Here is an 11,350-nt window from a genome sequence, read left to right on the forward strand (position 1 = left end):
CCTCCCCCGCCGTCACCGGCCCTGCCCCGAGGGGCGGGGCCGGTGACGGCGGGGGAGGAGAACCGGGCACGTGGTCCCGCCCGCCCCACCGGCGGAGCGTCGGGCAGGTTCCGGCGGGGCGGACGGTGCGGGGTGCGGGCCGTCGCACTGTACGAGGGGGGAGTCGACGGCCCGTCCGCCTCTTTGGGGAGGCGATTCAGTCAATCGTCCTCAGGAGGCCCGCGGCAGGGTGCACACGCCGCGGAAGCGGGCATTACGTTCACACCCCGTGCGTTTTCCGTTCCACTACTCTGGTTCGGCCGAGCCACCGGAGGGGCACATGCAGCCCAATTCTCTGCTCGATTCCCTGCTCGACGAGGCGGGCATCTCCCATGCCGGTCTCGCCGCCCGGGTCAACCAGGCGGGACGTGCCAAGGGACTCGCCCTGCGGTACGAACACACCGCCGTCTCCCGGTGGCTGAAGGGCCAGCGGCCACGCGGCCAGGTGCCCGACCTGATCTGCGCGGTGCTCAGCGACCGGCTGCGCCGCCCGGTCACCCTCGACGACATCGGGCTCGGCGTGGCGGGGGACGCGCCCGTTCCGCACGGCACACCGCTCTCCGGCTTCGTGGAGCGGGCCACCGCCCTGTGGCGCAGCGACGAACAGCAACGGCCGCACATAGTGGGCGCCCCCACGGTCACCGGGACGCCCGCCGTCATGCCCGTCTGGGAGTGGGAGAACCCGCCAGAGGACTCCGACGTCTCGCGCAGCGGAGCCAACCGGGTCGGCCCGACCGACATCGAACTGCTGCGATCGGCCAGGGCGCACTACGAGTTGATGTACCGCAGGGCGGGCGGGGTGGCGACCCGGGCCAGGATCGTCCGCTTCCTCAACGCGGAGGCGGCGCCGCTGCTGCGCGGCGGCTACACCGACGAACTGGGCCGTCAACTGCACCGCGCCACCGGGGGACTGGTGGCGGTGGCCGGAATCTGCGCCTACGACTCGGACGCGCACGGACTCGCGCAGCGCTACTTCCACCAGGCGCTGCGGCTGGCCAAGGCCAGTGGTGACCGGGGGCTGGGTGCCTACGTCATCGCGCTGCTGGTCAACCAGTCGCTGTATCTGGGCGAGTACCGTCAGGCCGTCGCCTTCGCCGAGGCGGCGCTGCGCACGGCGGGCCGGCAGATCACCCCGGCGCTCGCCGCCGATCTGTACGCGATGCAGGCCAAGTCGTACGCCCATCTCGGCGACGGCGGCGGCGCGCTGGGCTGCATCCGGCGGGCCGAGTCGGAGGCGGAGCGCATCCGGCCGGCCGGCGAGCCGGACGAGACCGGCTACGTACAGCCGGGGTTGGTCAACGTACAGGTGGCGGAGGCACTCCTCAGTCTCGGTGATCTGGCGGCGGCGCGGGTGCACGCCACGGCGGCCGTGGACACCCCGGCGCACGACCGGGGCAGAGTGCACCGGTTGGCGATGCTCAGCCATATCGAGCTGCGGCAGGGCGAGCCGGACCGGGCGGCCAGAACGGCCGCGGAGATGGCGGAGCGGGCCATGGGGATGGAGTCCCAGCGGCTGCGCGACCGGCTGCGCGCCGTACGGGAGCAGCTGGTGGCCAGCGGTTCCGCCGTCGCCGAGGAGACGGCGGAGCTGATCGAGGGGGCGCTGCGGGTTCCGCTGTAAGTCTCCGTGAGCCCCTCGGTGAGCCCCCGCGCGTTCCCGCACGCTCGTACTGCTGCTGCGATATTGCCATCAACTTGTCGGAAGGTGGCAGAAACGTGCAGTGGACGAAACTAAGTGAACAAACAGTCTATGAAAACCGCTGGTTCCAGGTGAACTTGGCGGACGTCGAACTCCCCGACGGCCGGCATCTGGACCACTTCCTCATCCGGCTCCGCCCGGTCGCCGTGGCGACCGTGGTCAACTCGGCCAACGAGGTGCTGATGCTCTGGCGGCACCGCTTCATCACCGACAGCTGGGGGTGGGAGCTGGCCGCGGGGGTCGTCGAGGACGGCGAGGACATCGAGACCGCGGCGGCGCGGGAGATGGAGGAGGAGACCGGGTGGCGTCCGGGCCCGCTCCGGCATCTGCTCACCGTCGAGCCGTCCAACGGCCTGAGCGACGCCCGGCACCATCTCTACTGGGCCGACGAGGCCACGTACATGGGCCATCCCGAGGACGACTTCGAGTCCTCGCGCCGGGAGTGGGTGCCGCTCAAACTCATCCCGGACATGATCGCCCGGGGCGAGATCCCGGCCGCCAACATGACGGCCGGGCTGCTGATGCTCCATCACCTGCGGCTCGGGTAACCGGCCGAGGTGGTAGCGGCGGGACCGTCTCAGTGACCGACGGCCTGCCAGACCGTCGTCGCCAGCGCGCCGATCGTGCACAGTGACGCCACGGCGGGCAGCGGCCACCTGGCGTGTTCCAGCGCCGCCACGCGCACGGCCAGATCGGTCACGTCCTTGTCGGTCTGGTCGATGCGCTGCGCCAGCAACGCCATTCTGCCGTCGGTCCTCGCCTGACCGACGTCGAGACTTCTGCGTAACTCTGCGTCGGCGACCGCGGGATGGGCGGGGTCGGTGTTCACGGATCCGCTCCTGTTCGGGGAAGTGTCCCAGGATGCCGGTGGTTCACCGGCCGTGCGGCCGAGTCAACTACCGCTGGGTACAGGGCAGGAGGGTGTGTGGATGGCATATGCGAGCACCCTTCGCACACGCCGTGCGAATCGCGGTTACCAGGAGTAATATCGGGGTGGGTACGGGCCCTTCCGTACCGATATCCTCACCCCATGTCGCTGACCAGACGCAGGGTGAACGAGAGCCTCGCGAAGACGGACCGCTTCCTCGGCGGGCATACACCTCCGACCCGGTTCCAGCTCTTCGTCGCACGTCACCCGTCGGCGGTGGGACTCGTCGCCGCCGCCCCGCTCACCCTCGCCTCGCTCGTGACGGTCCTGCCGTCCGACGGCCCCGCCGAGGCCCTCGTCGGCGTGGCGATCGGCGCGGTCATCGGGGCGACCTTCGGCGTCTCGGCCTTCCTGGAACGCGTGCGGCAGCAACGCCTGATCGCCCAGGGCCTGTACACCCCGCCCGAGCGCCCCCGGCGCCCGCGCGGGCGGCGCTGAGGGGCACTCACCGTACGGACGGATCAGGCCGCGGGATACGCGTAGAAGCCCGCGCCCGTCTTGCGGCCGAGGCGGCCCGCGTCGACCATCCGCTGGAGCAGCGGGGAAGCGGCGTACAGCGGCTCCTTGTACTCCGCGTACATCGAGTCGGCGACCGAGGCCACGGTGTCCAGTCCGATCAGGTCCGCGAGCTTGAGCGGGCCCATCGGGTGGGCGCAGCCCAGCTCCATCCCGTTGTCGATGTCCTCACGGCTCGCGATGCCCGACTCGTACATCCGGACCGCGGCCAGCAGATACGGGATGAGCAGCGCGTTGACCACGAAGCCCGAACGGTCCTGGGCACGGATGGCGTGCTTGCCGAGCACGCCCTGGACCACGGCCTCGGCGCGCAGCACCGTGTCCTCGGAGGTCGTCAGCGCGGGGATCAGCTCGACGAGCTTCTGGACGGGGGCCGGATTGAAGAAGTGGATGCCGATCACCTGGTCGGGGCGGGAGGTCGCCACGGCGAGCTTGACCAGCGGGATCGAGGAGGTGTTGGAGGCGAGGATCGCGTCCTGCCGGGTCACCACCTGGTCGAGGACCTGGAAGATCTCCGTCTTGACCTGCTCGTTCTCCACGACGGCCTCGATGACGAGGTCACGGTCGGCGAACTCCCCGAGGTCGGTGGTGAAGCTGAGCCGGTCGAGTGTCGCGTCGCGCTCCTCCTCGGTGATCTTGCCGCGCTCGGCGGCCTTGGAGAGCGAGTTGTGCAGCCGGGTCCGGCCGATCTCCAGTGCCTCGCCGGTGGTCTCGGCGACCATGACCTCCAGGCCGCTGCGGGCGGCGACCTCCGCGATGCCTGCGCCCATCTGGCCGCAGCCCACCACTCCGACGCGGACGATATCGGTCAGGGTGTCGGTCACATCGTGCCTTTCGCTGGTCCGTGTCCCGGCAGGTCCCCCGGGTGATTCCGGCGCCCGCCCGGGACAGGACGTTACTCCGCCGGGGGGTGTGGACGGTGGGCCGGGGCGGGCATGACCAGACGACAGGGCGGAGCGCCGCAGCCAGGGGCGGTCCGCACGGAACGGGCGAGGGACGGCGCATGGAGCGAGGCGGGAACCAGCGGGTGGGACCGATCGGCAGGAGGGGGTTCGTGGCCGCGGGGGTGGGCATGGCCGCCACCCTGCTGACGGCGGGAGACGCGGCGGTCGCGGCGGTCGCGGTCGGGCAGGCACGGTCAGGGGCCGGGCGCCCCGCCGCGCCGCGCCCCGCACTGCGCGGCATGTGGATCGCCACCGTCGCCAACCGGGACTGGCCGTCCAGGGCCGGGCTGACGGCCTCCGCGCAGCGCACCGAGCTGATCAGGCACCTGGACACCGCCGTCGCACGCGGCCTGAACGCCGTGGTCCTCCAGGTCAGGCCGACCGCCGACGCCCTGTGGCCCTCACCGTACGAGCCCTGGGCGCAGTGCCTCACCGGCACCCAGGGCAAGGACCCCGGCTGGGACCCGCTGGGCACGGCGGTACGCGAGGCGCACGCGCGCGGCCTGGAGTTGCACGCCTGGTTCAACCCGTACCGCGTCGCCAACCACACCGACCCCACGCGGCTGATCGCGACCCACCCGGCCAGGGTCCACCCGGGGTGGGTCGTCCCGTACGGCGGGAAGCTCTACTACAACCCGGGACTGCCCGAGGTCAGGGCGTTCGTCCAGGACGCGATGCTCGACGCGGTCGGGCGCTACGACATCGACGCCGTCCACTGGGACGACTACTTCTACCCGTACCCGGTCGCGGGCGAGAGCTTCGACGACGACGCGGCCTACCGGAGCCACGGCGCGGGCTTCCCCGGCCGGGCGGCCTGGCGGCGGGACAACACGGACCGGCTGGTCGAGGAGACGGCGGAGCGGATCAAGAAGATCAAGCCGGCCGTCCGGTTCGGCATCAGCCCCTTCGGCGTATGGCGCAACGCCACCACCGACCCGGCCGGTTCGGACACCAGGGGCGGCGTCCAGACCTACGACGACCTGTACGCCGACACCCGCGGCTGGGTCAGGAAGGGCTGGATCGACTACCTCGTGCCGCAGCTGTACTGGAACATCGGCTACGCGGCCTGCGACTACGCCAAGCTGCTGCGCTGGTGGGACGGGGTGGTGCGGGGCACGGGCGTCGACCTGTACATCGGCGAGGCCCTCTACAAGGCCGGCGACCCGGCCCAGCCCGCCGCCTGGCAGGACCCGGCGGAGCTGTCGCGCCATCTCACCCTCGCCAAGGAGTACGCGGGGGTGCGCGGGCACTGCTACTTCTCCGCGAAGGAGGTCGGGGCCGACCCGATCGGGGCGATGGGGCGGGTGGTGGCGGACCACTACCGGAAGCGCGCCCGGCCGCTGCGCAGGGCCTTGTGAGGCGGGCCCCCGCGCGTGGGTGGGGTTCCTACGCGCGGGAGCGCTGGGTGGCCACGATGCAGACCAGCACCGCCACGGCGGCCAGCGGCGCGGCGGGCGTCAGGTGTTCGCCCAGCAGCAGCACCGACCAGACCAGCGTCAGCACCGGCTGGGCGAGCTGGAGCTGACTGGCCCTGGCGATACCGATCGACGCCATGCCCCGGTACCAGACGTACAGCCCGAAGAACGTCGAACCTGCCGCCACCCAGACCAGCCCGATCACCCCGTGGGCCGACAGGCGCACCGGTTCGAAGGACAGCGCCACCGCCGCGCCCGCCACCGACAGCGGCAGGCAGCCGACCAGCGCCCAGCCGACCACCTGCCAGCCGGGCATCTCCCGGGCCAGCCTGCCGCCCTCCGTGTAGCCCGCGGCGCAGACGAGCAGCGCGCCGAAGAGGTACAGATCCCCGGCGGACAGCGCGCCGCCGCTCTGCCGCACCGCGAAGGCGATCACCACGGCCGCGCCGGCGAGCGCCGCGAGCCAGAAGCTCCGGGAGGGCCGCCGCCCCGTGCGCACCGCGCCGAACGCGGCGGTGGTGAGCGGCAGCAGCCCGACCACGACGGCCGCGTGCGCGGTGGTGGAGGTCTCCAGCGCCAGCGTCGTCAGCAGCGGGAAGCCCACCACGACGCCCCCGGCGACCACGGCGAGCCCGCCCCGGTGGCGGCGCTCGGGCGGCGGTACACGCCGCGCCAGCAGGAAGCCGCCCGCCAGCAGTGCGGCGAGCCCGCCCCGCAGGGCGACGAGGGACCAGGGGCCGAAGCTCTCCAGCCCCCACGCCGTGGACGGGAAGGTGAGCGAGAAGGAGAGGACGCCGAGCACGGCGAGCAGGGTGCCGCGGCTGTCCGGCCGGACGCCGTCGGCGGGGGAGCCGGTGCCGGAGGGGCCATGCCCTGAACCCTTCACCGCTACCGGTCCGGAGTGAGTAGCGCTATTCTCTGCTGTCATGCAAGAGCGTAGCAGCGTGTCCGAACTGGCGAGTTCCCTGCGGTCCGAGTTGGACCGCTACTCACCAGGTGGAAAGCTGCCGTCGAGCCGGGCATTGGTCGAGCGCTACCGGGTCTCTCCGGTGACCGTCTCGCGCGCCCTCGCCCGGCTCGCCGCCGAGGGACTGGTGACCACCCGACCCGGCGCCGGAGCCTTCCGCGCCCCCGCCAGGCCAGGGACGCCCCCGCCCGGCGACACCTCCTGGCAGGAGGTCACCCTGAGCGCCGACGCCTCGGCCGAGCCCGTGCCGCGCGCCGTCGACGCCTCCGGGGTGCTGATCACCCTGGCCGAGCCCGCACCGGGCGTCGTCGAGTTCAACGGCGGCTATCTGCACCCCTCGCTCCAGCCCGAGCAGGCGATGGGCGCCGCCCTGGCGCGGGCCGGCCGGCGGCCGGGCACCTGGGGACGGCCGCCCGTCGACGGACTGCCCGAGCTGCGCGACTGGTTCGCCCGGGGGATCGGCGGGAGCCGCACCGCCGCGGAGGTGCTGATCACGGCGGGCGGCCAGAGCGCGCTGACCACCGCGCTGCGGGCGCTCGCGCCGCCCGGCGCGCCCCTCCTCGTCGAATCGCCCACCTACCCGGGGCTGCTGGCGATCGCCCGCGCCGCCGGGCTGCGCCCCGTACCGGTACCGGTGGACGCCGAGGGGGTACGGCCCGAGCTGCTCGCCGCCGCGTTCCGCGCCTCCGGCGCCAAGGTCTTCGTCTGCCAGCCGCTCTTCCAGAACCCCACCGGCGCCGTGCTCTCGGCGGCCCGCCGGCCCGAGGTGCTCAGGATCGCCCGGGAGGCCGGGGCGTTCGTCGTGGAGGACGACTTCGTACGGCGGCTGGTCCACGAGGACGCGGGCCCGCTGCCCGGCCCGCTGGCCGACGACGATCCGCACGGCGTCGTCGTCCATGTCTGCTCGCTCACCAAGGCGACCTCTCCGAGCCTGCGCGTCGCCGCGCTGGTCGCGCGCGGCCCGGTGCTGGAGCGGCTGCGCGCCATCCATGTCGTCGACACCTTCTTCGTACCGCGCCCGCTCCAGGAAGCCGCGCTCGAACTCGTGGGATCCACCGCGTGGAGCCGCCATCTGCGCGCTCTGTCGGCCGAGCTGACGCTGCGCAGGAACACCATGACGGCCGCGCTGCGCGGCGCGCTGCCCGAACTCGCGCTCCCGCACATCCCGGCCGGTGGCTACCACCTGTGGCTGCGCCTGCCGGACGGCGCCGACGAACAGGCCGTCGTCTCCGCCGCCCTGCGCGCGGGCGTCGCCGTCGCGCCGGGCCGCCCGTACTTCGGGGCGGAGCCGTCCGCGGCCCATCTGCGGCTGAGCTTCGCGGCGGTGGCGGGCACCGGGCAGATCACCGAAGGCGTACGGCGGCTGCGCGCGGCCTGCGGGGCGGCGCTCGGCCGCTGAGGCCCCCGGCCGCCGGGGGCCTCAGCGGTTCGCGGCTCCGCGGTCAGCTCACCGTGACCGTCTGGAGCAGGTTGTTGTAGCCCGTGGACGCCTCCCAGGTGCCGGTGTTGGCGAGCCTGATCGAGTACAGCGGGTTCCCCGGCAGCGCGGGGTCGGGCAGATTGAGCAGCAGACCGTAGGTCCCGGCCGGCAGGGTGCTCGGCAGGGTCACGCTCTGGTTGATCGTCGTGGTGGTGCCCGCGAGCCAGGTGCGCGGGTCGCCGCTCAGCGCGAGCCGGTACACCTGCGAGGTCGCGGTGTCGCGCAGCACCAGTTCCAGGCCGCGCGGGTTGAACGGCGCGGCGAATCCGTCGTTCTTGACGGTGATGTTCACCGGCAGGGTGCCTCCCCGGCTCGCGGCGGTCGGGTACGTACCGCTCTGGAGGGCGAAGCGGTAGCCGAGACCGCGGGTGATCTCGGGCAGACAGCCGCCGCTGCGCCAGCCGTTGATGACGTTGGGCTCGTAGTCGGTGTTGAGGTACGACCAGTGGAACATCTTCAGCTCGGACAGCGCGGTGGGGCAGCTGGTCCGTGGCGTGTTGACGCCGCAGGTCTCGCCGCCCATCGGCAGGTGGTTCGTCTCGGCGGCCAGATAGGGGTATTCGACGGCGGTGTTCTCGTACGTCCCGTAGTCGTCGGGGCTGGCGAGGAAGCAGTCGTTGTGGTGGCCGAGCCGGGCGGCGGCCGAACCGTTGTACGCCTGCGAGGCGGGCAGCGCGGTCGTCCCGTACATGGTGCGCTTGTACTTGGGCGTGCGCAGCTGCACCATCCGCGTCGAGGGCAGCACCCCGAGGGTCTTGTCGACGACGGCCTTGCGGTTGGCCCAGTCGGCGGTGGTCACACTGCCCGCGTCGCCGAAGTTCTTGGTGTAGTACCCCTCGCCCCACGCGCCGACGAACCCGGCCTGGACGAGGTGGATGACATCGCTGTTGGCGCTCAGATAGGGCGCGAGCTGGTCGAGGTGGGCCAGGACCCGGTCCTTGGTGGCGTCGGCGCCGTCGGTGGAATCGGTGTAGGCGAACCGGACGATGGTCTTGAGCCCGGCGGCGCGCACGGTGTCGAACTGGCGCTGGAGCCGGTCCAGCGCCGTCCGGCTGATCGCGCTGTTCTTGAAGTCGGCGAGGTAGAAGACGCACATCACCAGCGTGACCGAGTCGTTGACGCGGTAGCCCTGGAGGGTGGCGGCGCTGAAGTCGCTCTTGTCGCAGTCGCCCTGGTGGCGGTAGAGGCCGCGCTCGGGGTTGGCGAAGTTCTCGGTGGTCTGCGGGTACGTCACCGAGGCGGCGCTCGTCGCGCTCTCGTCCCGCGCGTCCGCGAGCCGGGCCGAGGCGGGGGAGGCGCCGACGAGCAGCGTGCCCACCAGGGCCAGCAGGGTGAGGGCCTTGACGAGCGGTCGGCCGGGGGTCGGTCTCTTCATCGAGTGGATTCCTTCGCTGTCGGGACCGGGGTACTCGCGATCCGGTCCGGTGGGGGGCCCGGCCGCGGCGGCGGCCGGGAAAACGCGTCGGGGAGGGGACCCGCCCGGGTCAGCCCTTGACGCCGGTGTGCGCGATGCCCTGGATGAACTGGCGCTGGAGGAGCGCGAAGACGGCGATCACCGGCAGCGAGGCCAGCAGGGAGCCCGCCATCAGCACCGGATAGTCGGTCTGGAACTGCCCCTGGAGCGTGGCCAGCCCAGCGGAGAGTGTCATCTTCTCCGGATCGGTGTTGACCACCAGTGGCCAGAAAAGATCGTTCCAGGACCAGAGCAGTGCGAGAACGGAGAGCGCGATCACCCCGGGACGGGCCAGGGGCAGCATGATCGACCAGTAGATCCGCCACGGTCCCGCACCGTCGAGGCGGGCCGCCTCCTCCAGCTCGGGCGGCAGCCCGAGGAAGAACTGGCGCAGCAGGAAGACCCCGAAGGCGCTGAACATCCCCGGCACGATCAGCGCCTGGAGGGAGTTGAGCCAGCCGAGCGACGACATGATCTCGTACTGCGGGATGATGAACAGCTGCGGCGGCACCATCAGGACGCACAGGAAGAGCCCGAACAGCGGCTGACGCCCGGGGAAGCGCAGCCGGGCGAAGGCGTACGCGGCCAGCGGGCAGAGCAGGATCTGCCCGGCCGTGCGGCCCGCCGCCATCAGCGCGGTGTTGAGGAACTGCTCCCCGAACGGCAGCAGTCCGAAGACCTTGCCGTAGTTGTCCCAGTGGCCCGCCGGAAGCAGCGACGGCGGTACCCGGGTGGCGGTGGAGAGCGTCTGGAGCGAGGTGATGAGCTGCCAGACGAACGGCGCGATCATCACCAGCGAGGCGGGGATCAGAACGGCGTGCACGCCGATGTGGGATCGGGTCCGCGCCCGCGGCCGGGACTCAGCCATAGTGCACCCACCTCTTCTGGAGCCGGAACTGGAGGGCGGTCAGCGCGATGATCACGACCAGCAGCAGCATCACGATCGCCGCCGCGTAGCCGCGGTCGTTGGTCACGAAGGCCCGGTCGTAGAAGAGCTGGACGACGGTCTGGAGCCGGGGGAAGGCCGGATTCGTGCGCGCCGTCTGCCCCGAGCCGACCAGCACGTAGACCAGGTCGAAGAGTTGCAGCGAGCCGATCACCGAGATGACCGACACGAAGAACGCGGTAGGGGAGAGCAGCGGGAGGGTGATCCGGAAGAACTGCCGCACCGGACCCGCCCCGTCGATGGCGGCGGCGTCGTAGTACTCCCGGGGAATCGCCTGCATCCCCGCCAGGAAGATGATCAGGTTGTAGCCGACGCTGCTCCAGATCCCCACCAGGACGAGTGCGTACAGGGCCGTGTCCGGGTCCGCGATCCAGTTGGGGCCGTCGATCCCGACCAGCGACAGTACGTGGTTGATCAGCCCGTAGTCGCCGTTGTACAGCCACCGCCAGACCATGGCGACGGCCACCGGCATGGTGACGACGGGCAGGAAGAACAGCGTCCGGTAGACGCCCACGCCGCGCAGCCCCTCCCGGTTCAGCAGCGCGGCGAAGACGATCGCGAGCGGGATGGCCAGCAGCCCCAGCAGCGTGTACGACACCGTGTTGACCAGGGAGGTGCCGACCTGCGGATCGCTCAGGAGCCGACGGTAGTTGTCGAGTCCCGTCCAGGTGTGACCGCCGAACGCGCCCCACTCGGTGAACGAGAAGTAGCCGGTCTGCAGGACGGGCCAGAGGTAGAAGACGGCCAGGCCGAGGCCGACGGGCGCGATGAACGCGTACCCCCACAGGGCCTCCGCCACGCGGTCCCGGCGCGGCAGGGGCCGGCCGAGGAGGGTTCTGCCGGGCGCCGGCGCCGGGGCCGGGGCCGGGGCCGGTGTGGCGGCCGGTGCGGTGGTCGGTGTGGTGGCAGGTGCGGTGGTCGGGCCGGGGCCGGGGGCACCGCGGCCGTCGGGGGTGCTGTGGG

At 72.1% G+C, this 11,350-nt stretch carries 11 protein-coding genes; 5 read left to right on the plus strand and 6 right to left on the minus strand.

What is annotated here, in order from left to right:
- Window positions 1-319: 319 nt before the first annotated feature.
- Together DVH02_RS12820 and DVH02_RS12825 are read left to right on the plus strand one after the other, a co-directional pair.
- Window positions 320-1,660 (plus strand): transcriptional regulator, encoded by a 1,341-nt coding sequence (locus DVH02_RS12820; RefSeq protein WP_114623919.1) that lies wholly within the window; start codon window positions 320-322, stop codon window positions 1,658-1,660.
- Window positions 1,661-1,755: 95 nt separating this feature from the next.
- On the plus strand, window positions 1,756-2,286 hold the full coding sequence (locus tag DVH02_RS12825; protein ID WP_114623920.1) for an NUDIX hydrolase: 531 nt from the start codon (window positions 1,756-1,758) through the stop codon (window positions 2,284-2,286).
- Window positions 2,287-2,315: 29 nt separating this feature from the next.
- Here the strand turns inward: DVH02_RS12825 and DVH02_RS12830 are convergent, their stop codons facing one another.
- Window positions 2,316-2,567 (minus strand): hypothetical protein, encoded by a 252-nt coding sequence (locus tag DVH02_RS12830; protein ID WP_114623921.1) that lies wholly within the window; start codon window positions 2,565-2,567, stop codon window positions 2,316-2,318.
- Window positions 2,568-2,768: 201 nt separating this feature from the next.
- Between DVH02_RS12830 and DVH02_RS12835 the strand changes: the two genes are divergently transcribed.
- Complete coding sequence (locus tag DVH02_RS12835) at window positions 2,769-3,104, plus strand: hypothetical protein (RefSeq protein ID WP_114623922.1); 336 nt, start codon at window positions 2,769-2,771, stop codon at window positions 3,102-3,104.
- Between the two features lie 23 nt (window positions 3,105-3,127).
- On the opposite strand, the gene DVH02_RS12840 is transcribed toward DVH02_RS12835, so the two are convergent.
- A complete protein-coding gene (locus tag DVH02_RS12840) occupies window positions 3,128-3,994 on the minus strand; it encodes a 3-hydroxybutyryl-CoA dehydrogenase (RefSeq protein WP_114623927.1) in 867 nt (288 codons plus the stop codon).
- 215 nt (window positions 3,995-4,209) lie between these two features.
- Here DVH02_RS12840 and DVH02_RS12845 point away from each other — a divergent pair, with 215 nt between their 5' ends.
- Window positions 4,210-5,484, plus strand: a complete 1,275-nt coding sequence (locus tag DVH02_RS12845) for a glycoside hydrolase family 10 protein (protein WP_456113491.1) — start codon at window positions 4,210-4,212, stop codon at window positions 5,482-5,484.
- 28 nt (window positions 5,485-5,512) lie between these two features.
- On the opposite strand, the gene DVH02_RS12850 is transcribed toward DVH02_RS12845, so the two are convergent.
- Window positions 5,513-6,469 (minus strand): DMT family transporter, encoded by a 957-nt coding sequence (locus DVH02_RS12850; RefSeq protein ID WP_114623923.1) that lies wholly within the window; start codon window positions 6,467-6,469, stop codon window positions 5,513-5,515.
- Here DVH02_RS12850 and DVH02_RS12855 point away from each other — a divergent pair.
- Window positions 6,468-7,907 carry an aminotransferase-like domain-containing protein gene (locus DVH02_RS12855; protein ID WP_114623924.1) on the plus strand — a complete coding sequence of 480 codons (1,440 nt, stop codon included), beginning with the start codon at window positions 6,468-6,470 and terminating at the stop codon, window positions 7,905-7,907. The two genes, DVH02_RS12850 and DVH02_RS12855, sit on opposite strands and share 2 nt — an antisense overlap.
- A 43-nt stretch (window positions 7,908-7,950) precedes the next feature.
- Here the strand turns inward: DVH02_RS12855 and DVH02_RS12860 are convergent, their stop codons facing one another.
- From DVH02_RS12860 to DVH02_RS12870, 3 genes are all read right to left on the minus strand, one after another.
- Window positions 7,951-9,363 (minus strand): DUF4832 domain-containing protein, encoded by a 1,413-nt coding sequence (locus DVH02_RS12860; RefSeq protein ID WP_114623925.1) that lies wholly within the window; start codon window positions 9,361-9,363, stop codon window positions 7,951-7,953.
- A 109-nt stretch (window positions 9,364-9,472) separates the two neighbouring features.
- Complete coding sequence (locus tag DVH02_RS12865; protein ID WP_233518198.1) at window positions 9,473-10,264, minus strand: carbohydrate ABC transporter permease; 792 nt, start codon at window positions 10,262-10,264, stop codon at window positions 9,473-9,475.
- Window positions 10,265-10,301: 37 nt separating this feature from the next.
- On the minus strand, window positions 10,302-11,350 hold a 1,049-nt coding region (locus tag DVH02_RS12870), incomplete at its 5' end, for a carbohydrate ABC transporter permease (protein WP_325051356.1).

Source organism: Streptomyces corynorhini, assembly GCF_003346515.1.
GTDB classification, from domain to species: domain Bacteria; phylum Actinomycetota; class Actinomycetes; order Streptomycetales; family Streptomycetaceae; genus Streptomyces; species Streptomyces corynorhini.

What these genes read in the sequence shown, in the direction of transcription:
- DVH02_RS12820 (WP_114623919.1), top strand. Translation starts at nt 320, where the DNA reads ATGCAGCCCAATTCTCTGCTCGATTCCCTGCTCGACGAGGCGGGCATC.
- DVH02_RS12835 (WP_114623922.1), top strand. Translation starts at nt 2,769, where the DNA reads ATGTCGCTGACCAGACGCAGGGTGAACGAGAGCCTCGCGAAGACGGAC.
- DVH02_RS12855 (WP_114623924.1), top strand. Translation starts at nt 6,468, where the DNA reads ATGCAAGAGCGTAGCAGCGTGTCCGAACTGGCGAGTTCCCTGCGGTCC.
- DVH02_RS12850 (WP_114623923.1), bottom strand. Translation starts at nt 6,469, where the DNA reads ATGACAGCAGAGAATAGCGCTACTCACTCCGGACCGGTAGCGGTGAAG.
- DVH02_RS12860 (WP_114623925.1), bottom strand. Translation starts at nt 9,363, where the DNA reads ATGAAGAGACCGACCCCCGGCCGACCGCTCGTCAAGGCCCTCACCCTG.